Here is a 21,495-nt window from a genome sequence, read left to right as displayed (position 1 = left end):
ATGGTTAAACGCTGTCAACGAGCAGAATGCGCAGGTCGTTGACATTCGTGCACGTCGGGCCGGTGTAGAGCCCGTCCCCCGTCTGCTCGAAGAATCCGGTGCTGTCGTTCTCCGCCAGGAAGTGGGCGGTATCGAGACCCTTGGCGTCGGCGCGCTCGAGCGTGCCCGGATCGACCACGGCGCCGGCCGGGTCCTCGGGCGATCCGCCGCCGCCGTCCGCGCCGTCGGTGTCGCCGGCGAGCGCGGCCCATCCCGAGACGCCCCTGAGCGCATGCGCCAGCGCCAGCGCGTACTCCTGGTTCGGCCCGCCGCGCCCGTTCTGGCCGCGGATGGTGACGGTGAGCTCGCCGCCCGAGATCAGCGCCACCGGCCTCGCCAGCGCTTCGAGCCCGCGCGCGATCGCGGCGTGCTCGGCGGCGACCTCGCGCGCCTCGCCCTCGAGGTCGGCGCCGACCACCCGCACCTCGACGCCCGCGTCCTCGAGCGTCTTGATCGCCGCGGCCAGCGCGTCCGCGGGACGCGAGACGACGGTGAAGCTCGCGTGCTCGAACGCGGCGTCGCCCGGCTTCGGGCTCTCGTTCGCCGGGTCCGACAACGCCCGCGCCACGTCCGGGTGCGGCGTCACCTTGTACCGCTCCAGCGCCGCGCGGGCGTCGGCCAGCGTCGAGGCGTCCGGCACGGTGGGGCCGGAGGCGATGACCGAGGGGTCGTCGCGCGGCACGTCGGAGATCGCGAGCGTCACGACCTTGGCGGGGTAAGCGGCGCGGGCGAGGCGGCCGCCCTTGATGCGCGAGAGGTGCTTGCGCACGGTGTTGATGGCGTCGATCGGCGCGCCGGAGCGCAGCAGCGCTTTGGTCGTGCCCTGCTTGACCGCGAGGTCGAGACCGGCCGCCGGCGCGACCCAGTTGGCGGAGCCGCCGCCGGTGATGAGCGCGACCACGAGGTCGTCCGGACCAGCCTGTTCGGCGAGCGCGATCGTGTCGGCCGCGCCCTGGAGGCCGGCGGCGTCCGGCACGGGGTGCCCCGCTTCGATCACCTTGATCCATTCGGTCGGCCGCGCGTGGCCGTGGCGGGTCACGGCGAGGCCGATCAGTCGGTCCGGCCCAAGGCCGTACTGCTCGCGGTAGACTTTCTCGGCGATTTCGGCGCAGGCGCCGCCGCCCTTGCCGGCGGCGAGCACGATCACGCGGCCCTTCGGCGGGGCCGGGAGGTGCGCGGGGATGCACACGGCCGGGTGTGCGGCCGCGACGCCGGCGTCGAAGGCGCGACGGAGAAGCTGGCGGCGTTCGTCTGGCGTCATGGATGAGGCTCCACAGGAACGGCGCGCGGTCGCGCGACGTAGATACCGAGCAGGATGACGACGCCGCCCAGGGCCTGGACGGCGGAGAGGCGCTCGCCGAGCACGGCCCAGCCGAGCAGGGCCGCGGCGATCGCCTCGAGGAAGATCACGAGCGACGAGAAGGTCGCGGGCAGCCGCCCGAGCGCGACCGCGAGCAGCCCCTGGCCGCCGGCGTGACTGACGATCCCGAGCGCGAGCAGCGCTGCGGCGCCGCTCAGGCTCGCCGGCAGCAGCCGGTCCTCGAAGGCCAGGGCGATCGCGCCGAGCGCCGAGGCGGTGATCAGCGACGACAGGAAGATGAGCCGGCCCGAGCCATGGCTGCGCCGGGCGCGGCTGACGGCGAGGAAGTAAGCCCCGAAGAACACCGAGGTGACCACGCCGTAGAGGTCTCCGGCGAGGCGCGCCGGATCGACGCTCATGCTCTCGCCGATCAGCGCCGCGCCGCCCGCGAGCGCCAGCGCCAGCCCGAGCAGCGTGGGCCCCGCGACGCGCTCGCGCAGCAGCAGCACCGAGAACACGACGACCCAGATCGGCGAGGTGGTGGCGAAGAAGGTGGCGTTGGCGACCGTCGTGTTCATGATCGCGAGGTGCCAGAACACGAGGTCGCCGGTGAAGAACAGGCCGGCGAGCGCCACGGGCTTCGTGAACCCCCGGGCGAGCTTCGCGTCGCCGCGCTGCTCGAGCCGGCTCCAGCCCCACAGCAGCGGCAGCGCGGTCGCGACTCGCCAAAACGCGCTCGCGAACGGACCGACCTCGGCGAGGCGCACGAGGATCGGCGACGCGCCCATGGCGAGCGCGCCCAGCAGCAGCGCCGCATAGGCCCCGGCGAGCGGCTCCCCGCGGATGTCCGCCGTTCCCCCGATGGTCGTCATCCTCTCCGGCGTCTTTTCGTCGTTGGCGGCGCCGTCCGGCGGGACGGGCGGCCCTTCCTATGGCATCGACGGGCGCGCGTCACTACAGTCGTCCGGACCATGCTCTGCGACCCATTTTCGCCCGCCACCAAAGACGAATACGCCGCGTTCGAGTTCGTCGAGGGCCGTCCCGACGCCCGTCTGCTGCTGCTGTGCGACCACGCCTCCGCCCGCGTGCCGCCGGAGCTCGGCGACCTTGGGCTTCCGCCGTCCGAGTTCGACCGGCACATCGCCTACGACATCGGCATGCGGGGGGTGACGCTGCGACTGGCGGAAACGCTCGGCGTTCCGGCCGTGCTGTCGACGACCTCGCGGCTGGTGATCGACCCCAACCGCGGCGAGGACGACCCGACGCTCGTCATGCGGCTGTCCGACGGCGCCGTGGTGCCGGGCAACGCGCGGGTCGACGCCGCCGAGGTCCGCCGACGTCTCGACCGCTACCATCGGCCCTATCACGACGCGGTCACGGCGCGGATCGACGCCATGATCGACGCCGGCGAGACGCCTGTCGTGATCGCGCTCCACAGTTTCACGCCGGCCTGGAAGGGCCGCCCGCGGCCGTGGCACGCGGGCCTGCTCTGGGACCGGGACGACCGGCTGACCAAGCCCCTGCTCGCCGCGCTTGAAGCAGAGGGCGACCTCGTCGTCGGCGACAACGAGCCCTACGACGGCGCCCTGAAGGGCGACACCATGCACCGCCACGGCACCGAGCGCGGCCTGCCGCACGTGCTGGTCGAGCTGCGGCAGGACCTCGTGGCCGACGAGGCCGGCCAGGCCGGCTGGGCCGCCCGGTTCGCGCGGCTGCTGCCGCCGATCCTCGATCGGCCCGAGATGCGGCGGATCACCCACTTCGGCTCGCGCACCGACACGCGCAGGAGAACTCCATGACCGACGCTCCGAAGCTCGACGCCCCCAAGGTGGACCTCACCCGGCTGCCGCCGTCCGACCTGCCGGGCGTCGACGCCGCGACCGTGACCGAGCTCGAGGCGGCGGTGTTCCGCCGGCTGGTCAGGCACCTGCGCGACCGTCCCGACGTGCAGAACATCGACCTCATGAACCTCGCGAACTTCTGCCGGAACTGCCTGTCGAACTGGATGAAGGACGCCGCTGACGCCCGCGGCCTGGACGTGACCAAGGAGCAGTCGCGCGAGGCGGTCTACGGCATGCCCTACGAGGAGTGGAAGGCGCGCTTCCAGAGCGAGGCGACGCCCGACCAGCAGGCCGCCTTCGACGCCCGCTCCAAGCACTGACGACCGCGCGCCGTGGCCGTCGCGCGATCGTCGGACGGTTGCGTCCGGCGATCGGAAGGGGGACGGAAGAACCTTGGGCGGCGCATGGCTCCCGGCTTGACGGCCGGGCGCGGTTCTGCGAACCGAACGCTCCAAATTTCGAGGAGAGGCATGTGAGCACGGTCAATCCGGACGATATCGCCAAGGATCAGCTGACCGCTTTCGTCGAGCGCATCGAGCGGCTCGAGGAGGAGAAGAAGGGCATCTCCGACGACATCAAGGAGGTCTACGCCGAGGCCAAGGGCAACGGCTTCGACGTCAAGGTGCTGCGGAAGGTGATCTCGCTGCGCAAGCAGGACGCGGACGAGCGCGCCGAGATGGAGGCGATTCTCGACCTCTATCTCCAGGCGCTGGGCATGCCCACGACCTGAGCGACCTCGCAGGTCCAAACGAAAAAGCCCCGGACGTCGCCGTCCGGGGCTTTTTCGTTTGTCGTTTAAGAGGCCTCAGCCGCGGGAGCGGGCGAGGCTCGCTGTGCTGGACCCCGCCGGGGCGAAGGACTGCACCTTGAGAAGCATCACCGACGAGCCGGAGAACCGGTCGACGCGGGCGCCGTGGCTCGGATCGGCGCCGAAGCCGCCGACGAGCGCCGCGGTGGGAGCCGTCATGAGGCCGGCGACGTGCGTCTGGTCCGGATGGACGAAGGTCGCGTCGTCGGCGTCGCGCAGGGCCGGCGTCGCGCTCACGGCGACGCGGACGGCGTCCTCGAGGCGGGCGCTGACCATCGGCTCGGCCGGCGCCGGCAGGACCGCGCGGCGAACGGCGGTGGCGGCGGCGTAGACCGCGGCGGGCGTCGAGTCCGGCGACAGCACGCGGACGTTCGGGTCGGCGGCGACGACCGGGGCCGGGACCTTGTGCTGCGCTTGCGGCGCGGCCGCGGCGCGGGAGCGGTTGTCGGTCGGCTGCGGCGCGGTGGCCTGAGGCGCGGCGTAGGCGAGGGTCATCTCCGGCTGCGCCTGACGCTTCGAGAGGAAGGCGTCCGGCAGCGGCGGCAGCATCGTCGCCTCGGCCTGATAGGCGCTGGCGGTCGCGGCGTCGATCTGGCGCGGCTGGCGCTCGACCGGGGTCGGCGTCGGGATCGCGGCGAGGACCGCCACCGCGCTCTGCGGCGCGGCGGGGCGGGGACGCGGCGTCGGGATCGACGAGACGGCGGCGAGGCCGGCCTCGGCGGTCGGCTGAGCGCCGCGAACCGACTGGGCGCCGGAGCGCCACACCATGTCGGGGCCGGCGGGCGGCGTCGGGACCGTGGCCTGGGCCACCTGGATCGGAGCCTCCGGCGCCGGCTTCGCGGCGACCGCGGCGCGGGCGGGGGCGACCGGCGGCATGGGCACGGCGGCCGCGGCGACGACGATCGCCGGCTGGGCGGCGCGGGCGAAGTCGGCCGGACGCGGCGTCGGAACCGGGACGCGCGTGGCGACCATGCGAACCTGCGGCGCGGAGGCCGGAGCGGCGGCGGGCGCCGCGCTCTCCTCGTCGTCGCCGCCACGCTGCGGGGCGGAGGAGGCGGCGGCCGCGCGGCCGCGGGTCGCGGGCTGAGCCGACGCGACCACGGTCGGGGCGGTGTCCGCCTCGTCGCCTTCGTCGGAACCGAACAGGCGGGCGAAGAAGCTCTTGCCGCTCGACGACGACCCGCCCGAATAGGCCTCGTCGACCGAGACGGATCCGCGCGACTTCAGCTCGGCCAGCGCGACCTGATAGCCGGGCATCTGGCCGCCTTCGGCGGGCTGGTGGACGGTCTTGCCGCCGGGGAACAGGCGGGCAAGCTGCGAGCGGCTCATGCGCGGCCAGGCGCGGATCGAGCCGGCGTCGAGATGGACGAAGGGCCGGCCGGAGGTCGGGTAGAAACCGACGCCGCCGCGCTGCAGCCGCATGCCGGCTTCGCGCACCGACGAGACCGGCACGCCGGTGATGTAGAAGTCCATCGCGCGGCCGAGCATGTGCTGGCTGAACTTCGCGACGCCGCGGGAGTTGGCGCGGAGATAGGCGTTCGTCTCGGGGCTGCGGTAGGACGAGACGATGTTGATCATCTGCCCGCGGCCGACTTCGCGGTGGACCTCCCACACGATGTCGAACAGCTTCGGCTCCATGCGCGTCTGCTTGTCGTTGCGCCAGTCGCGGAGGAAGTAGCTGAGCTGCTTCAGTCCGTTGGCGTCGTAACGACCGTCGCGCTTGAAGGTGACCGTGATCCGGTCGCCGCGATGGGTGTGGTAGAGCGTCAGCGTCCGGGTGTCGCCGTTCGCCTGAGCGTTCTGGGTGCCTTCGGAGCCCGCGATCAACGCAAAGGCTCCGAGGAGTGCAACGCTTACGCCACGGCTTGCGCGGCGGAGGGCGGTGCGTCGAGACGTTTTCGCTTCGGACAATGAACCGGCCTGACTCTTATAGATCGCCTGTGACGCCGTCGCGGGGGCGACGACGCAGCACTTGATCAACAAAGTCTCTGCGGAACTGGTTAATGCGACATGAACCAGGCGCGATGAAATGAGCCCCCGAACCCCTTGTGTGTGTCCTGTTAGCCGCGGAATCGGGCAAAAGCTAGTCGCAAAAGCCTTTAGGGCGCCGAAACCGCGGCTGGTTCATCGTTTGGACGCTTTTGGTTCACGGTCTCCGCGACGAATCGCCAAACACGTTCGACAGCCAAGACCCGAAGGTCCGCGGGCGCTGGACCGGCGCCTGCTCGGCCATCTGGGCCTGCTGCTCCTGAGCCTGCTGCGGTGTCGTGCGGCGGACCGGCTTTTCGGGCTTCGGCATGGCGACGACCGGCGCCGCCTGCGGCAGCGGCGGCAGCGGCTCGCCGTTCAGGGCCGCCTTGAGCCGTGGGTCCTGGCCGTAGAAGTCGGAACGCGTCTGGAGCGCGCCGTCGGCGCTCACCCAGGCGGTGAAGTAGGTCAGGTGCACCGGGATCGGCGTCGCGAGGTTCACCCGCCGCTCCTTGCCGCCCACCAGCTTGCCGAGCTTCTCGCCGCTCCAGCCCTGGTCGCCGATCAGCGCGTCCGCGAACTGCAGCGGCTCGTTCACGCGCACGCAGCCGTGGCTCAGCGCCCGGCTTGTGAGCTTGAACAGGTTCCGCTGCGGCGTGTCGTGGAGGTAGACCGCGTAATCGTTGGGGAACATGAACTTGATGTTGCCGAGCGCGTTGCGCTCCCCTGGCGGCTGGCGGATTCGCACGTTCCGCAGGTTGCCGCTCCAGTCGACCGAACCGGCGCCGACGACGCGGGTCTTCTTGCCGTCGCTGACGACGACCTCGTAGCCGCGGTTGGCGAGGTAGTTCGGATCCCGGCGGAGCTGCGGCAGCATCTCCTTGACGGCGATCGAGGTCGGCACGTTCCAGTACGGGTTGACCACGATGTGGTCGATCGCGTTCGAGAACAGCGGCGTCTGGTTGGTGTCCTTGCCGACGATCACGCGCGTGTCGTGGATCGAGCGGCCATCCTGCATGATGTGCAGCTCGAACGCGGCCACGTCGACGAACACGTGCTTCGCGCCGAGCTCGCGCGGCATCCAGCGCCAGCGCTCCATGTTGGCGACGAGCAGGGCGGTCGGATCGGCGCCGCGTCCTTCGGCGTTCAGGGCGCGGATGGTCTGGCGGTTGGCGAGGCCCGAGACCGGCAGCTTCTTCGTCTTCTGGAAGGCCGACAGCGCCTCGGCGAGCGCGTCGTCGAACATCAGGTCGCCCGGACGCTCGGCGAGGCCGAGCCGTGCGCGCAGCACGGGCACGCGCTCGTCCTCGACGCCGGGCTTCAACAGCTTGCCCTCGAGGATCAGCGGCTGCTTCGGAGCCTCCGTCCTTTCGGCGCGCTTGGCGATCAGCAGCTTGCGCAGCGCCTGGAACTGGGCGTGCGGCGGGTTGAAGCCGTCGAGTGTGGTCGCGACGTCGGCGGAGGCCGAGATCGCGACCAGCGCCGCGGCCGCGTCGAAGCGCGGGGCGCCGGCGCCGATCGAGCGGGAGATCGTGGTCGGGTTGACGCGGCCGCCCCAAGCCTCGCGGGCGTAGGCGAGAGCCGCCGCGGACAGCATGACGTCGGCGCGCGCCACGACCGCGGGTTCGGACGAGGCCGGCGAGCTCGGCAGCGCATAGCGCTTCGGATCGAGCCCGTCGTCGGCGGCGGAGGCGATCTTCGCGCGCGCCGCGTCGGCCTGCGGCGTGAAGCGGCTGTCGGCGAGCCACAGCGGCGAGCCGTTGCGGGCGGCGTAGAACGCGATCAGCGCTGCGCGGTCGCCGGCCGGCATCTTGAGGCTCTGCCCGGCGCCGTCGGTGGCGAGCAGCGCGGTCACCGCGGTCTGCAGCGGGTCGGTCGGATGGATCGCCTCGACCGGGCCGGGGGTGGCCGGCGCGGCCTGTTCGGCGTCGGGGACCGCGCTCGCCGCGGCGGGTTCGTCCTTGGCTTCGCCCGCGGCGTCGACCGAACCGGTGACGTCGGGGACCACCGGCGTCGGCGCCGGCGTCTGGGCGGCCTCCGGGGTGGCGACGGCGGCGGTCGTCCCCGGCGCCTGCGCCAGAGCGCCCGCGAAGGTCAGGGCCGACAGGCTGACGCCGAGGGCGGCGGCGCGCCAGGCGCGCTTGGGCGTCGGAGCCGTCTTCGGTCCGCGGTCAGCGCTGGTGATCATGGCGTCACTTCCCCCGTAAAGCCGGCCGACCATGAGCGTCGGCGCGGCGCGGTTCAATCGTCAGCATCAGGTCCGGCGCCTCAGGCGACGGCTTCGTCGTCGCTCGTGTCCCGGCCGCCACATTCGGTCTCGAGACCGAGGTCCTTGAGTCGGCGGTAGAGGGTCGAGCGTCCGATCCCGAGGCGGCGGGCCACCTCGGTCATCTGGCCGCCGAGATGGCGGATGGCGTAGCGAATCGCGTCGCGCTCGAGCGATTCGATCGGGCGCAGCAGCCCGTCGGCGTCGAACAGCGGCAGCGCGGGCGCATCGAGCCGGCGCTCGAGCTCCGGTTCGGCGAGATCCCGGGCGAGCGAGGGCGGCGGCTCTTCGGCCAGGTGTTCCGGCGCGGCGCCGAGCAGGGCGGCGATCTGCGGGAAGTCGACCGCGCGCAGCACGTCGCCCTCCGCCAGCACGACGGCGCGGAACACAGCGTTCTCGAGCTGGCGCACGTTGCCCGGCCAGTCGTAGCGCTCCAGCAGGCCGAGCGCCTGAGCGCTGAGATCGCGCACCGCGCGGTTCTCTTCGGCGGCGAAGCGCGCCAGGAACCGGCGGGCGAGGTCGGCCACGTCCGCGCGCCGGGCGCGCAGCGGCGGCACCTTCACCGGGAAGACGCTTAGCCGGTAATAGAGATCCTCGCGGAACGAGCCCTCGCGCACGCGGGCGAACAGGTCCCGGTTCGTCGCCGAGATCACGCGGATGTCGACCTTGAGCGGACGCTTGGCGCCGACCGGGTCGACCTCGCCCTCCTGCACCGCGCGCAGCAGCTTGACCTGCGCGTCCTGCGGCAACTCCCCGATCTCGTCGAGGAACAGCGTGCCGCCGTCGGCTTCGGCGAACTTGCCGACGTGGCGCTCCATCGCGCCGGTGAAGGCGCCCCTCTCGTGGCCGAACAGGATCGACTCCACGAGGGAACTTGGGATCGCGCCGCAGTTCACCGCCACGAAGGGTCTGCCGCGCCGGTCGCCGGAGCCGGCGATGGCGCGGGCGAACAGCTCCTTGCCGACGCCCGATTCGCCCTCGATCAGCACCGGAATGTGGGACGCCGCCGCCCGTTCGCCGATGCGCACCGCCTCGGCCATCGCGGGCGCTCGGGTCGGAAGGTCGCGGAAGCTCAGCGTGCCCGCGGCCCGGCGGCCGATCCGGCGGATCTCGCCTTCGAGGGCGTCGGCGCGCAGCGCGTTGCGGATCGAGATCTGCAGCCGCTCGGGGCCGACCGGCTTCACCACGAAATCGGCCGCGCCCGCCCGCATGGCGGTGACCACGGCCTCGATCGAGCCGTTCGCGGTCTGCACGATCACCGGCGTGGGGGAGCCCAGCTCGCGCATGCGCTCCAGCACGGCGAGGCCGTCCATGCCGGGCATGGCGAGGTCGAGGAACATGAGGTCGTAGGCCGCGCCCGGAAGCGTCAGCGCTTCGATCGCGCCGGCGCCGTCTTCGGCGGTCCGCGCCTCGTAGCCGAAACGTCGGACCTGCGCCTCGAGCAGGCGGCGCTGGACCGGATCGTCGTCGACGATGAGGATCGTTGCGCTCATACGGAGCTTTCGCGGAACCGGGAGGAAAATCAAAACCGAACCGGGCGAGCATCCGCGCTCAGGGTAAATGGCCGCTTAAGTCGAAACGCGTATTCGCCGCGAAGCGCGTTCGCCGCACGCCGCGCCATTGATCGGCGACGACCCGCTTGCGATATCATTGGCGACCATGCGCCGCCGGGCGCGCGCCGTCCGGGTCCCCCACGAACGAGCAGGCTTGCCCTTGTCCACAGTTTCAGCCGCCCTCGGGTCGTTGCCCGAATGGAACCTCGCCGACCTCTATCCCGGCCTCGACAGCCCGGAGGTCGCCGCCGACCTCGCCCGCGCCGAGACCGAAGCGCAAGCTTTCGAGGCGGCCTACAAGGGCAAGCTCGGGGAGTTCGCGGCGAGCGGCCGTCTGGTGGAGGTCGTGAAGGCCTATGAGGCGCTCGACGACCTGACGGGCCGCGTCGCCTCCTATGCCAGCCTGGTCTACGCCGGCGACACCACGGATCCCAAGGGCTCCAAATTCTATGGCGACGTGCAGGAGAAGCTGACGACCGTCTGGTCGCATCTGCTGTTCTTCACGCTCGAGCTCAACCGGTTGGACGACGCGGTCATCGACGGAGCGCTCGCGGAGTCCCAGCTCGCCCGCTACCGCCCGTTCCTGGACGACGTGCGCAAGGAGCGGCCGCACCAGCTCGAGGATCGCGTCGAGCAACTGTTCCACGAGAAGTCGGTCACGGGCCGCGGCGCCTGGAACCGCCTGTTCGACGAGACCATGGCGGCGCTCCGCTTCGAGATCGACGGCGAGACGCTTACGCTCGAGCCCACGCTCAACATGCTGCAGGACCCGGCGCCTGAGCGCCGCAAGGTCGCCGCCGACGCGCTCGCCAAGACCTTCAAGGCGAACGTCCGCACCTTCACGCTGATCACCAACGTGCTGGCGAAGGACAAGGAGATCTCCGACCGCTGGCGCGGGTTCGAGGACGTGGCCGACAGCCGCCATCTCGCCAACCGCGTCGAGCGCGAGGTGGTGGACGCGCTGGTCTCGGCCGTGCGCGACGCCTATCCGCGGCTCTCGCACCGCTACTACAAGCTGAAGGCGAAGTGGTTCGGCATGGACGCGCTGAACCACTGGGACCGCAACGCGCCGCTGCCGACCGCCCCGACCCGCACGATCCCCTGGGACGAGGCCCGCGACACCGTGCTCGGCGCCTACGGCGGCTTCGCGCCGGAGATGGCCGAGATCGCCGGCCGCTTCTTCGAGCGGGGCTGGATCGACGCGCCGACCCGCCCCGGCAAGGCGCCGGGGGCCTTCGCGCACCCGACCGTGCCGTCGGCCCACCCCTACGTGCTGCTGAACTATCTCGGCCGGCCGCGGGACGTGATGACGCTCGCCCACGAACTCGGCCATGGCGTCCACCAGGTGCTGGCCGCGCCGAACGGCCCGCTGATGGCGCCGACGCCGCTGACGCTGGCCGAGACCGCCTCGGTGTTCGGCGAGATGCTCACCTTCCGCGCGCTGCTCGCCAAGACCACGGAGCCGGCCCAGCGCAAGGCGATGCTCGCCTCCAAGGTCGAGGACATGCTGAACACGGTGGTCCGCCAGATCGCCTTCTACACCTTCGAACGGAAGGTGCATGAGGAGCGGCGGAGCGGCGAGCTCACCTCGGAGCGCCTCAACGAGATCTGGCTCGACGTGCAGACCGAGAGCCTCGGGCCGTCGATCCGGATCGGCGAGGGGTACGAGGTGTTCTGGACCTACATCCCGCACTTCATCCACTCGCCGTTCTACGTCTACGCCTACGCCTTCGGCGACTGCCTCGTGAACTCGCTCTACGCGGTCTACGAGAACGCGTCGGAGGGCTTCGTGGAGCGCTACTTCGCGCTGCTGTCGGCGGGCGGGGCCAAGCCCTATCCGGAGCTGCTGGCGCCGTTCGGCCTCGACGCCCGCGACCCGGCGTTCTGGCAGACCGGCCTCGGCCTCATCGAGCGCATGATCGCCGAGCTTGAGGCGCTGGAAGACTCGGCCGCCTGACCATGAAAAAAGCCGCGGCTCGTTTCAGAGCCGCGGCTTTTTGATCGGCGCAGGGCGCGTGAGCCGGAGCGCCCGTCCGGGGGGCTCAGCCCTTCGCGGGCGTCGCCATCCGATCGAGGCGATCGCGCATCTCGGCCATCTCGCGGCGGAGGTCGTCGAGCTCGGCCGCGGACTTCTCTTCCCTGGGGGCCGGGGCCGCCGGCTCGGCGCTCGCCGCCGCGCCCTCGGTCTGGCCGGGGAAGGCGGTGAACATGCGGAACGCGCGCTCCATGATCGCGACGTTCGTCCGCATCTGCTCCTCGACCACCGACTGGAACGGCGCGGCCGCGCCGAACCCGCCCATCGACGAGCGCATCTTGTCCTGGTCGCGGGTCAGCGCCGCCATCGACAGCTCGAGATACTTCGGCACGAAGCTCTGCACGCTGTCGCCGTAGAACCGGATCAACTGCCGCAGGAAGGTGATCGGGAGCAGGTTCTGCCCCTTGTTCTCCTGCTCGAAGATGATCTGCGTCAGCACCTGGTGTGTGATGTCGTCGCCGCTCTTCGCGTCGACCACATGAAAGTCTTCGCCCTTCTTGACCATCGCGGCGAGGTCTTCGAGCGTCACATACGTGCTGGTGCCCGTGTTATACAGGCGCCGATTGGCGTATTTCTTGATCGTGATCGGATCGGTCGTACTCGACATAGCGCGCACATCTCCGCCCTTCCCGGGCTTTTTACGACGTTCCTCCCGCGGCGCGACACGGCTCAGGGCCCGCCGAGGCATTGGGACGATAAGGCTAAAATAGGGCGGCGGCCAGATTTTTGTGCAGTGCGAGGCCGATACGCCGCCAGCACGGCTAATGACGCAGGCGCGCCAATCCCCGCATAGTTCTTTGGGCTCAAACACGGGCGGATCGACGGACGTCGTCTTGACGCCACGCGGCGGGGCTACCGATAAACGCAACCCGACGCCGTCGCTTCTCGCGGCGGCGACGCTTCTTTTCCGACAGGACCGGAGGAAAGATCATGGCAGAGACCGACGTCGTCATCGTGGGCGCCGCGCGCACCCCGGTCGGCTCCTTCAACGGATCGCTCGCCTCCCTGCCGGCCCATGAGCTCGGCAAGATCGCGATCAAGGCGGCTCTCGAGCGCGCCGGCGTCGACCCGGGCGAGATTTCCGAGACCATCCTCGGCCAGGTGCTGACCGCCGCGCAGGGACAGAACCCGGCGCGCCAGGCCTCTATCGGCGCGGGCATCCCGATCGAGGCGGCGGCCTGGGGCATCAACCAGGTGTGCGGCTCGGGGCTCCGCGCCGTGGCGCTGGCGGCGCAGGCGGTCGCCCAGGGCGACAGCGTCTTCGTCGTGGCCGGCGGCCAGGAGAGCATGAGCCAGTCGGCCCACGCCGCGCACATGCGGTCCGGCACCAAGATGGGCGACGTCAAGTTCATCGACACGATGATCAAGGACGGCCTCTGGGACGCCTTCAACGGCTACCACATGGGCGCCACCGCCGAGAACGTCGCCGAGAAGTGGCAGATCACCCGCGAGCAGCAGGACGAGTTCGCTGTGGCCTCGCAGAACAAGGCCGAGGCGGCGCAGAAGGCCGGCAGGTTCAAGGACGAGATCGTGGCCGTGACGATCGCGTCGAAGAAGGGCGACATCGTCGTCGACCAGGACGAGTACATCCGCCACGGCGCGACGCTCGAATCCATGGCGAAGCTGCGCCCGGCCTTCTCGAAGGACGGCACCGTCACCGCGGGCAACGCCTCGGGCATCAACGACGGCGCCGCGGCGCTGGTGGTGACCTCGGCCGCGCAGGCCGCCGCCAAGGGCCTGAAGCCGCTTGCGCGCATCGTCAGTTGGGCGCAGGCCGGCGTGGACCCGGCGGTGATGGGCTCAGGCCCGATCCCGGCCTCGCGCAAGGCGCTGGAGAAGGCGGGCTGGTCGGCGGCCGACCTCGACCTGATCGAGGCCAACGAGGCCTTCGCCGCGCAGGCCTGCGCGGTGAACAAGGACCTCGGCTGGGACCTCTCGAAGGTCAACGTCAACGGCGGCGCGATCGCGATCGGCCACCCGATCGGCGCGTCGGGCGCCCGCGTGCTGGTCACACTGCTGCACGAGATGATCAAGCGCGACGCCAAGAAGGGCCTCGCCACGCTCTGCATCGGCGGCGGCATGGGCATCGCGCTGACGGTCGCGCGCGACTGAGCCGCGCCGCTCTTCGGCCGGCTGCGCGCGGCCGGCCTCATTCCTTCACGGGCGGGGACAACGCCCGGACTCTGTCTGGATTCCTGGGAGGCTGAAATGGCACGGACGGCGCTCGTCACCGGCGGCACGCGCGGCATCGGCGAGGCGATCTCGATCGCGCTCAAGAAGGCGGGCTACAACGTGGCCGCCACCTACGCCGGCAACGACGAGAAGGCGAACGCCTTCAAGGCCGAGCACGGCATCGCCGTCTTCAAGTGGGACGTCGCCGACCCGGACGCCTGCGCGGCCGGAATCGCCCAGGTCGAGGCCGAGGTCGGGCCGATCGACGTGCTGGTGAACAACGCCGGCATCACCCGCGACTCGATGTTCCACAAGTCGACCTTCCAGCAGTGGCGCGAGGTCATCAGCACCAACCTCGACTCGATGTTCACGATGACGCGGCCCGTGATCGACGGCATGCGCGAGCGCGGCTTCGGCCGCATCATCAACATCACCTCCATCAACGGCCAGAAGGGCCAGATGGGTCAGGCGAACTACTCCGCGGCCAAGGCTGGCGTGATCGGCTTCACCAAGGCGCTCGCGCAGGAGAACGCCAAGAAGGGCGTCACCGTCAACGCGATCGCCCCTGGCTACATCGCGACCGAGATGGTGATGGCGGTGCCGGAGAAGGTGCGCGAGAGCATCATCGCGACGATCCCGGTCGGCCGCCTCGGCGAATCGGACGAGATCGCGGAGGCGGTGGTCTACCTCGCCGGCGACAAGGCCGGCTTCGTCACCGGCTCGACGCTGACCATCAACGGCGGCCAGTACATCACCTGATCGCCCGCCGCGTCGGGATTGAGGCTGGAGCCAGTCTCAATCCCGACCGTCGAGATCCAGCGGCAGAGGGATCTGTGTCGGAGCCGGCCGATGCTCGATCACCTTCCGGACGAAGTGCTCCGACTTCAGGCCTTCGGCGGTCTGCATCTGAATGCTCCGCACTTCGCAGATCAATATGTCGCCCTTGGCGAACCGGATGGCGCTGCGGTCGACCTTCGACGTGAATTCCTTGTCTTCGATTGTGGCCGTGATGACGTTCTGACCGTCAAACAGCCGCCACTTGTTGCCCTCCTGAAAGGCCAGACTTCGGATCGAAAGCGCGATTTGGCGCGTATCGTCGATGACCGTTTCGTCCTCGATGCGCGGCAACTCGAACGCTGGACGGTCCTCGCGCGTCAGGATTTCGACAGCGCGCCGCGAGTGAGGGTCGCGAAACTCGATGGCGTCGAGCGCTTCGTTCTTCAGCGTATCAAGCATCTCGCCAAGCGCGCGGTTCACAGCGATGTCGCGGTAAAGCCGGAGGACCTCCATCGGAACCGTAATGCTCTCCGCTCCTGCATGGATGGTCACGGACCCACCGGGCGCTCTCACGACATTATCGGGCTTCCGCCCGGCGAGCCAGCGGTAGAGCGCGATCAGCGAAGCCGAGCCGGTTGCGAGCAGCCCGAGCCATTCCAGAAGGGCTTTGGCGGTCTCGACGTCGGAGCTCACGAGGAGCGACTTGACGCTCTCCCAGCCTGACAGGCTGACGTCGATGAGCACTTCGAACGAGCCGGCGCTGAGCGCCCGCACGTCGACCTTGACGGGGTGACGCTCGCCATTGATCGCGAGGTTCGCCGCATCGATCGAGCGCCCAAGGGATAGAAGCGCTGGCGCCAGGTCGCGGACGTCGATACGTCCATCGTCGACCGCCGGTCCCTTGAAGGCGATGATGAATTCAGCGTGGCTCATGGTCGACGAACGATAACCTTGATTGGCGCTTCATCTAAGCCCCCTGGCTCGCTCCTTACAAACTGTGTTCGCCATGACCCGCGCCACCCTCGTCGGCTCCCTCGCCATCCTGCTCTGGTCCTCGCTCGCGACGCTGACCGCCGCGAGCGGGGCCGTTCCCCCGTTCCTGATGACGGCGCTGACCTTCGCGATCGGCGGCGCGGTGGGCCTCGCCGTGGCCGCGCGCCGGCCCGGCGGGCTCGCCGCCCTGCGGCAGCCGTGGCCGGTGTGGCTGCACGGCGTCGGTGGGCTGTTCGGCTACCACGCCTGCTACTTCGGGGCGCTCAGGCTCGCGCCGCCGGCGGAGGCGAGCCTGATCGCCTATCTGTGGCCGCTGCTCATCGTTCTCCTGTCGGCCTTCCTGCCGGGCGGCGGCTTGCGCCTTCGCCACGTCCTGGGCGCGCTCCTCGGCCTCGGCGGCGCTGCGCTCATCATCGGCGGCCGCTCCGGCGGCTTCGGCTTCGACGCGGCCTACGCGCCGGGCTACGCGGCGGCCTTTGCCTGCGCCCTGCTGTGGTCCGGATATTCGGTGGCGTCCCGGCTGTTCCAGACGACGCCGACCGAGGCGGTCGCGGGCTTCTGCCTCGCCACCGCGCTCCTCGCAGCCCTCTGCCATATCGCCTTCGAGGCGACCGTCTGGCCGCAGGGCGCGCTCGCCTGGGCCGCCGTCGCGGGCCTCGGCCTCGGGCCGGTCGGCCTCGCCTTCTACGTCTGGGACGTCGGCATGAAGCGCGGCGACGTGCGGCTGCTCGGCGTGCTGTCTTACGCCGCGCCGCTGCTTTCGACGCTGCTGCTGATCGCGGCGGGCTACGCGCAGGGCACCCCGGCGCTCGCCGTCGCCTGCGGGCTCATCGTGGCGGGCGCGCTGGTCGCGACCTTCGGCGGCCGCGACCGACGCAAGTCCTCGTCAGCCGCGGTCTGAGGGCCGGGGCGTCGGGCGCCAGTCCGGCGGGGCGAGTTCGAAGCCCGCGAAGTCGAACCCCGGCGCCACCGTGCAGCCGACCAGCGTCCAGGCGCCCAGCGACTCCGCCGCCTGCCACCAGCCCGCCGGCGCCACCACCTGCGGCGCCTCGCCCGCTCCGAGGTTCAGTCCGAGCCGGTGCGCCTGCGCGTCATGGCCGTCGGCCGACAGCGTGAGCGCCAGCGGCGCGCCCGCGTAGAAGTGCCAGACCTCGACCGCGTCCACCCGGTGCCAGGCCGAGACTTCGCCGAGGCCGAGCAGGAAGTAGATCGCGGTCGAGCGCGACCGTCCGGCGGCGTCGGTCGCGGGGTCGCGGAACGTCTCGCGGAAATGGCCGCCCTCCGGGTGCGGCTGAAGCCCGAGTTTGCGGACGACCTCGCTCGCCGAAAGGCCATCGAGCCCGGTCATCCCCGGTTCTTTCGCTCGCGGAGTTCGGCGAAGACCGCGGCCGAATCGCCCGTGTCCATGCCCACCGCCGCGGCGACCTTGGCTTCGCCGGCGCGCAGGAAGACGTTTGTCGCCTTCTCCGCCCCGATCGTCGTCGGCACGGTCGGTTTGCCGGCGGCGCGATCCGCCTCGATCTTGGCGAGCCGCTCGGCGATCGCCTGATCCTGCGGGAGGATCGACGCGCAGAACTTCGCGTTCGACAGGGTGTACTCGTGGCCGCACCAGACCCGCGTCGAGGCCGGCAGCGCGGCGAGCTTGGACAGCGAGCGCCACATCGCCTTCGGCGTGTCCTCGAACAGCCGCCCGCAGCCCATGACGAACAGCGTGTCGCCCGCGAACAGCCAGCCCTCGTTCGGCTCGTGGAACACGATGTGGCCCTTGGTGTGCCCGGGCGTTTCGATCGCCTCGAAGCGGAAGCCGCCGATCTCTGCGACGTCGCCCTCGCTCATGCCGAAGTCGAGGCCGGGGATGGCGTCGGCCTCGGCGGCGGGCCCGAACACCCGCGGATGGTATTTCGCCTTCAGCCCCGGCAGGCCGTCGATGTGGTCCGGGTGCTTGTGGGTGATCAGCACGTGGGTGAGGTCCCATCCCTTCAGCTGCAGCGTCCGCAGGATCGGGCCGGCTTCGGGCGCGTCCACCAGCACGGTGGTGTCGCTCGCGCCGTGGCGGATCAACACCGCGTAATTGTCGGAGAGGCAGGGGATCAGGACGAATTCTGCGGGCATGCGGGACTCGCGAACTTTGGGGATCACGAGGCTAGCGGCGGCGGAGGCGGGGTCAAGGCGCCCGGTCGGCGCGCGGGGGCCCGGCGTCCGTCGCACTTGACCCCCCGTGACATGGGGTGCATTCGACCGGCGCGGTAAACAAACCGCGCGAAACGAGCGTGGGCAGATGGAACTCGACAGCATCGATGCGGCGGTCGCGGCGATCGCGGCGGGCGAACTGGTCGTCGTGGTCGACGACACCGACCGCGAAAACGAGGGCGACCTCATCATGGCGGCCTCCAAGGCGACGCCCGAGACGCTCGCCTTCATGATCCGCCACACCAGCGGCATCATCTGCGCGCCGATGACGGCGGACCGCGCCGACGAGCTCAACCTCGCGCCGATGGTGGCGAACAACCGCGATCCGATGCGCACCGCGTTCACCGTGTCGGTCGACTACAGGATCGGCCTCACCACCGGCATTTCGGCGGAGGAGCGCGCGAACACCGTGCGCGGGCTCGCAAGCGACAACGCCGTCGCCGCCGATTTCCTGCGTCCGGGGCACATTTTCCCGCTGATCGCCCGCGAGGGCGGCGTGCTGACCCGCTCGGGCCACACCGAGGCGGGCGTCGATCTCGCGACCCTCGCCGGCTTGCCGCCGGTCGGCGTGTTGGCCGAGGTCGTCAACGACGACGGCACCGTGAAGCGCCTGCCGGAGCTGGTCGCCTTCGCCCGCGAGCATGGCCTCAAGATCGTCTCGATCGAGGACCTGATCGACCACCGCTCGCGCCGCGAGACCTTCGTAAAGCGCATCGACCGGTTCGAGCGCCGGATCAACGGCTGCGACGCCACCATCACGATCTACGAGACGCCGTTCGAGCAGACGCAGCATCTCGCGATCACCGTGGGCGACGTTGGCGCGGCCGGCGCCACGCCCTGCCGCATCCACCGCGAGCACCTGCTGTCCGACCTGCTGCGCGGGGCCGCCACCTCGAAGGGCTGGCTCGACAACGCGCTCGCCCGCTTCGGCGACGCCAAGCGCGGCGTGTTCGTGCTGATCCGCGACCCCTCGGTGCTGCGCGACGCCGCGGACGCGAGCGGTCCGGCGGACCCGTCCGAGGAGAAGCACGTGAGCGCGCGCCAGCGCCGCGCGCGCTGGCGCGAGATCGGCGTCGGGGCGCAGATCCTGCGCGACCTCGGCGTGCGCAAGATCGGCCTCCTGGCCGGCCACGAGCGCCAGTTCGTGGGTCTCGCCGGCTTCGGCATCGCGATCGAGACCACCGAGATCGTCGACGAAGAGGATGCTCCCGCGTGAAGGTCGTCATCTTGAGCGCGGGGCAGGGCCGTCGCCTTCTCCCGCTCACCGCCGAGACGCCGAAGTGCCTGATCCCGTTCTCCGGCCGCAGCCTGCTGGAGTGGCAGGTGCGGGCGCTGGTCGCCGCCGGCGTCGACGACGTCACCGTCGTGACGGGCTTTGAAGCCGAGAAGGTCGAGGCGGCGCTGGCCGAGATCGATCTGCCCGGCGCGACGCTCCGGACCACGCACAACCCGTTCTACGAGCTCGCCGACAACCTCGCGAGCTGCTGGATCGCCCGTCATCGGATGACCGGCGAGTTCCTGATCCTGAACGGCGACACGCTGATCGAACCCGGCATCGTCCGGCGCGTGCTGGAAAGCCCGGCGACCGCCCCGATCACGGTGACGATCGACCGCAAGGCCGACTACGACACCGACGACATGAAGGTGCGGGAGGAGGACGGCCGGCTGCTCGCCATCGGCAAGACGCTGCCGGACGATCTCGTCACCGGCGAATCGATCGGCTTCCTGCGCTTCACGGAGGAGGGCGGCGCGACCTTCGTGGGCGAGATCGAGCGCCTGATGCGCTCGGAGGAGGGCCTCAAGCGCTGGTATCTCTCCGCCATCGACGGCATCGCCCGCTACAAGGGCGGCGTCGGCGTGCGCTCGATCGAGGGGCTGGAGTGGGGCGAGCTGGACTTCCCCGCCGACGTCGATCATGCGGTCGAGCTGACGGGCCGCTGGGTCGAACGCGGGCTCTAAGCGCCGCTCGCCCACGTTCGTCGCTCACCCCAAACGAAGAGACGCCGATCACGGATCCGTGATCGGCGTCTCTTCGTTTGCAGCGAAATCATGGCGCGCGGCCCTCAGGATGTGTCCGAACGCCGCATGTCTGGCATGCCAATAACTGGCGTTCCGTATGCCAAAGGATGCGCGCAGGCTCATTCCAATCTCTGAATTCAACAACAACAGAGTGTGGGATGGAAAACGCAAACGTATCTGCGACCAAGTGGTCGCAGCTCGCTCTCGGCGTGCTGTGCATGGCGATGATCGCAAACCTCCAGTACGGCTGGACGCTGTTCGTCGATCCTATCGACGCCAAATTTCACTGGGGCCGCGCGGCCATCCAGTTCGCCTTCACCCTTTTCGTCGCGACCGAGACTTGGCTGGTGCCGGTCGAGGCCTGGTTCGTGGACCGCTACGGCCCGCGCGTCGTCGTCGCCTTCGGCGGCGTCATGATCTCGCTCGCCTGGGTGCTCGACTCCTACGCGGACTCGCTTCCCCTGCTGTATCTCGCCGCGGTGATCGGCGGCGTCGGCGCGGGATCGGTCTACGGCACCTGCGTCGGCAACGCCCTCAAGTGGTTTCCGGACCGCCGCGGCTTGGCGGCCGGCGCGACAGCCGCCGGTTTCGGCGCGGGCGCCGCGCTGACGGTGGTGCCGATCGCCAAGATGATCGCCTCGAGCGGTTACGAAAGCGCGTTTCTGACCTTCGGCCTGATCCAGGGCGGGGTGGTCGTCGTGGTCGCCTTCCTGCTGAAGAAGCCCGCGGTGCTCGCGCCGATCCGCCGCAAGACGCTCCGCCTGCCGCAGAGTTCGGTGGACCGCAAGCCGGGCGAGGCGCTGCGCACGCCCGTGTTCTGGGTGATGTACGCGATGTTCGTGATGGTGGCGTCGGGCGGCCTGATGGCCGCGGCCCAGATCGCGCCGATCGCCAAGGACTTCAACGTGGCGGGCGTCCCCGTCAGCATGTTCGGTCTGCAGATGGCGGCGCTGACGCTCGCGATTTCGCTGGATCGCATCTTCGACGGCTTCGGCCGGCCGCTGTTCGGTTACCTCTCCGACCAGATCGGCCGGGAGAACACGATGTTCCTCGCGTTCTTGATCGCCGCGGCCGCCGTCTGCACGCTGCTGACCTTCGGCCACAACCCGATCGTCTTCGTGTTCGCGACCGCAGCCTATTTTGGGGTGTTCGGCGAGATCTACAGCCTGTTCCCGGCCACCTGCGGCGACACCTTCGGGTCGAAGTTCGCGGCCACGAACGCCGGTCTGCTCTACACGGCCAAAGGCTCAGCGGCCTTCCTGGTCCCGTTCGCGAGCGTCCTGTCTGCGGCCTACGGCTGGTCCGCCGTGTTCGCGCTGATCATCGGCCTGAACGTCGCCGCGGCGCTCATAGCGCTGTTCGTGCTCAAGCCGCTCCGGCTGCGCTACCTGTCGCAGGACGAGCAGCCGACGATCCCGCTCGCCGCCGAGGCGCCTTTGCGCGCGGTCTGATTGCGCGCTGGGATCGCCGCCTCCCGCGGCGGTCCCCCGACGTCACACAAACCCTGATCTCGGCGGGTCCGCGCACGCGCGGA

General features: G+C 70.3%; 19 protein-coding genes. 10 read left to right on the top strand and 9 right to left on the bottom strand.

What is annotated here, in order from left to right:
* Nucleotides 1–4 precede the first annotated feature (4 nt).
* Together K244_RS0114035 and K244_RS0114030 are read right to left on the bottom strand one after the other, a co-directional pair.
* A complete protein-coding gene (locus K244_RS0114035) occupies nt 5–1,300 on the bottom strand; it encodes a glycerate kinase (protein ID WP_020186913.1) in 1,296 nt (431 codons plus the stop codon).
* On the bottom strand, nt 1,297–2,211 hold the full coding sequence (locus K244_RS0114030; RefSeq protein WP_020186912.1) for a DMT family transporter: 915 nt from the start codon (nt 2,209–2,211) through the stop codon (nt 1,297–1,299). Before K244_RS0114030 ends, K244_RS0114035 begins: the two co-directional genes overlap by 4 nt.
* Nucleotides 2,212–2,310: 99 nt before the next feature.
* Between K244_RS0114030 and K244_RS0114025 the strand changes: the two genes are divergently transcribed.
* The 3 genes from K244_RS0114025 (at nt 2,311) to K244_RS0114015 (ending at nt 3,910) form a co-directional block, all read left to right on the top strand.
* On the top strand, nt 2,311–3,138 hold the full coding sequence (locus tag K244_RS0114025; protein WP_020186911.1) for an N-formylglutamate amidohydrolase: 828 nt from the start codon (nt 2,311–2,313) through the stop codon (nt 3,136–3,138).
* A gap of 59 nt (nt 3,139–3,197) precedes the next feature.
* Nucleotides 3,198–3,500: a DUF1244 domain-containing protein gene (locus K244_RS0114020; protein ID WP_024816508.1), complete on the top strand. Its 303-nt coding sequence runs from the start codon at nt 3,198–3,200 to the stop codon at nt 3,498–3,500.
* Between the two features lie 152 nt (nt 3,501–3,652).
* A complete protein-coding gene (locus K244_RS0114015; protein ID WP_020186909.1) occupies nt 3,653–3,910 on the top strand; it encodes a DUF2312 domain-containing protein in 258 nt (85 codons plus the stop codon).
* Between the two features lie 75 nt (nt 3,911–3,985).
* Here K244_RS0114015 and K244_RS0114010 read toward each other — a convergent pair whose 3' ends face one another.
* The 3 genes from K244_RS0114010 to K244_RS0114000 all read right to left on the bottom strand — a co-directional run bounded on the left by K244_RS0114010 (nt 3,986) and on the right by K244_RS0114000 (nt 9,715).
* Nucleotides 3,986–5,815, bottom strand: coding sequence for a DUF882 domain-containing protein (locus tag K244_RS0114010; RefSeq protein ID WP_020186908.1), 1,830 nt, complete (start codon nt 5,813–5,815; stop codon nt 3,986–3,988).
* A 319-nt stretch (nt 5,816–6,134) separates the two neighbouring features.
* Nucleotides 6,135–8,144, bottom strand: coding sequence for a L,D-transpeptidase family protein (locus K244_RS0114005; RefSeq protein WP_155931758.1), 2,010 nt, complete (start codon nt 8,142–8,144; stop codon nt 6,135–6,137).
* A gap of 80 nt (nt 8,145–8,224) precedes the next feature.
* Nucleotides 8,225–9,715: a sigma-54 dependent transcriptional regulator gene (locus K244_RS0114000; protein ID WP_020186906.1), complete on the bottom strand. Its 1,491-nt coding sequence runs from the start codon at nt 9,713–9,715 to the stop codon at nt 8,225–8,227.
* Between the two features lie 166 nt (nt 9,716–9,881).
* On the opposite strand from K244_RS0114000, the gene K244_RS0113995 reads away from it, so the two are divergent.
* The gene (locus K244_RS0113995; protein ID WP_081761485.1) at nt 9,882–11,732 is read left to right on the top strand and encodes a M3 family oligoendopeptidase; all 1,851 of its coding nucleotides are present in this window, start codon (nt 9,882–9,884) and stop codon (nt 11,730–11,732) included.
* A gap of 85 nt (nt 11,733–11,817) precedes the next feature.
* On the opposite strand, the gene phaR is transcribed toward K244_RS0113995, so the two are convergent.
* Nucleotides 11,818–12,417 carry a polyhydroxyalkanoate synthesis repressor PhaR gene (gene phaR, locus K244_RS0113990; RefSeq protein WP_020186904.1) on the bottom strand — a complete coding sequence of 200 codons (600 nt, stop codon included), beginning with the start codon at nt 12,415–12,417 and terminating at the stop codon, nt 11,818–11,820.
* 323 nt (nt 12,418–12,740) lie between these two features.
* Here phaR and K244_RS0113985 point away from each other — a divergent pair, with 323 nt between their 5' ends.
* Both K244_RS0113985 and phbB read left to right on the top strand, forming a co-directional pair.
* Entirely contained in the window at nt 12,741–13,922 is a 1,182-nt protein-coding gene (locus tag K244_RS0113985) for an acetyl-CoA C-acetyltransferase (RefSeq protein WP_020186903.1), read from the top strand.
* A 96-nt stretch (nt 13,923–14,018) separates the two neighbouring features.
* The gene (gene phbB / locus K244_RS0113980; protein WP_020186902.1) at nt 14,019–14,741 is read left to right on the top strand and encodes an acetoacetyl-CoA reductase; all 723 of its coding nucleotides are present in this window, start codon (nt 14,019–14,021) and stop codon (nt 14,739–14,741) included.
* Between the two features lie 36 nt (nt 14,742–14,777).
* Here phbB and K244_RS0113975 read toward each other — a convergent pair whose 3' ends face one another.
* Nucleotides 14,778–15,692, bottom strand: a complete 915-nt coding sequence (locus tag K244_RS0113975) for a hypothetical protein (protein ID WP_020186901.1) — start codon at nt 15,690–15,692, stop codon at nt 14,778–14,780.
* A gap of 73 nt (nt 15,693–15,765) precedes the next feature.
* Here K244_RS0113975 and K244_RS0113970 point away from each other — a divergent pair, with 73 nt between their 5' ends.
* Nucleotides 15,766–16,653, top strand: coding sequence for a DMT family transporter (locus tag K244_RS0113970; protein WP_036305805.1), 888 nt, complete (start codon nt 15,766–15,768; stop codon nt 16,651–16,653).
* On the opposite strand, the gene K244_RS0113965 is transcribed toward K244_RS0113970, so the two are convergent.
* Together K244_RS0113965 and gloB are read right to left on the bottom strand one after the other, a co-directional pair.
* Nucleotides 16,639–17,100, bottom strand: a complete 462-nt coding sequence (locus K244_RS0113965) for a cupin domain-containing protein (RefSeq protein ID WP_020186899.1) — start codon at nt 17,098–17,100, stop codon at nt 16,639–16,641. The two genes, K244_RS0113970 and K244_RS0113965, sit on opposite strands and share 15 nt — an antisense overlap.
* Entirely contained in the window at nt 17,097–17,864 is a 768-nt protein-coding gene (gene gloB / locus K244_RS0113960; protein WP_020186898.1) for a hydroxyacylglutathione hydrolase, read from the bottom strand. Before gloB ends, K244_RS0113965 begins: the two co-directional genes overlap by 4 nt.
* Before the next feature lie 166 nt (nt 17,865–18,030).
* Between gloB and ribB the strand changes: the two genes are divergently transcribed.
* The 3 genes from ribB to oxlT all read left to right on the top strand — a co-directional run bounded on the left by ribB (nt 18,031) and on the right by oxlT (nt 21,412).
* Nucleotides 18,031–19,158: a 3,4-dihydroxy-2-butanone-4-phosphate synthase gene (ribB, locus tag K244_RS0113955; RefSeq protein ID WP_020186897.1), complete on the top strand. Its 1,128-nt coding sequence runs from the start codon at nt 18,031–18,033 to the stop codon at nt 19,156–19,158.
* Nucleotides 19,155–19,901 (top strand): phosphocholine cytidylyltransferase family protein, encoded by a 747-nt coding sequence (locus K244_RS0113950; protein ID WP_020186896.1) that lies wholly within the window; start codon nt 19,155–19,157, stop codon nt 19,899–19,901. The genes ribB and K244_RS0113950 overlap by 4 nt, the downstream gene beginning before the upstream one ends.
* A 218-nt stretch (nt 19,902–20,119) precedes the next feature.
* Nucleotides 20,120–21,412 carry an oxalate/formate MFS antiporter gene (gene oxlT / locus K244_RS0113945; protein WP_020186895.1) on the top strand — a complete coding sequence of 431 codons (1,293 nt, stop codon included), beginning with the start codon at nt 20,120–20,122 and terminating at the stop codon, nt 21,410–21,412.
* Nucleotides 21,413–21,495 lie beyond the last annotated feature (83 nt).

It is taken from the genome of Methylopila sp. 73B, assembly GCF_000526315.1.
Lineage (GTDB): Bacteria > Pseudomonadota > Alphaproteobacteria > Rhizobiales > Methylopilaceae > Methylopila.
The sequence above is the reverse complement of the archived record's forward strand: the minus strand, read 5'-3'. Positions and strand labels throughout refer to the sequence as shown.

Coding starts and splice junctions, on each gene's coding strand:
- K244_RS0114035 (WP_020186913.1), bottom strand. CDS start 1,300: ATGACGCCAGACGAACGCCGCCAGCTTCTCCGTCGCGCCTTCGACGCC.
- K244_RS0114030 (WP_020186912.1), bottom strand. CDS start 2,211: ATGACGACCATCGGGGGAACGGCGGACATCCGCGGGGAGCCGCTCGCC.
- K244_RS0114025 (WP_020186911.1), top strand. CDS start 2,311: ATGCTCTGCGACCCATTTTCGCCCGCCACCAAAGACGAATACGCCGCG.
- K244_RS0114005 (WP_155931758.1), bottom strand. CDS start 8,144: ATGATCACCAGCGCTGACCGCGGACCGAAGACGGCTCCGACGCCCAAG.
- K244_RS0114000 (WP_020186906.1), bottom strand. CDS start 9,715: ATGAGCGCAACGATCCTCATCGTCGACGACGATCCGGTCCAGCGCCGC.
- K244_RS0113995 (WP_081761485.1), top strand. CDS start 9,882: ATGCGCCGCCGGGCGCGCGCCGTCCGGGTCCCCCACGAACGAGCAGGC.
- phaR (WP_020186904.1), bottom strand. CDS start 12,417: ATGTCGAGTACGACCGATCCGATCACGATCAAGAAATACGCCAATCGG.
- K244_RS0113985 (WP_020186903.1), top strand. CDS start 12,741: ATGGCAGAGACCGACGTCGTCATCGTGGGCGCCGCGCGCACCCCGGTC.
- phbB (WP_020186902.1), top strand. CDS start 14,019: ATGGCACGGACGGCGCTCGTCACCGGCGGCACGCGCGGCATCGGCGAG.
- K244_RS0113975 (WP_020186901.1), bottom strand. CDS start 15,692: ATGAGCCACGCTGAATTCATCATCGCCTTCAAGGGACCGGCGGTCGAC.
- K244_RS0113970 (WP_036305805.1), top strand. CDS start 15,766: ATGACCCGCGCCACCCTCGTCGGCTCCCTCGCCATCCTGCTCTGGTCC.
- K244_RS0113965 (WP_020186899.1), bottom strand. CDS start 17,100: ATGACCGGGCTCGATGGCCTTTCGGCGAGCGAGGTCGTCCGCAAACTC.
- gloB (WP_020186898.1), bottom strand. CDS start 17,864: ATGCCCGCAGAATTCGTCCTGATCCCCTGCCTCTCCGACAATTACGCG.
- ribB (WP_020186897.1), top strand. CDS start 18,031: ATGGAACTCGACAGCATCGATGCGGCGGTCGCGGCGATCGCGGCGGGC.
- oxlT (WP_020186895.1), top strand. CDS start 20,120: ATGGAAAACGCAAACGTATCTGCGACCAAGTGGTCGCAGCTCGCTCTC.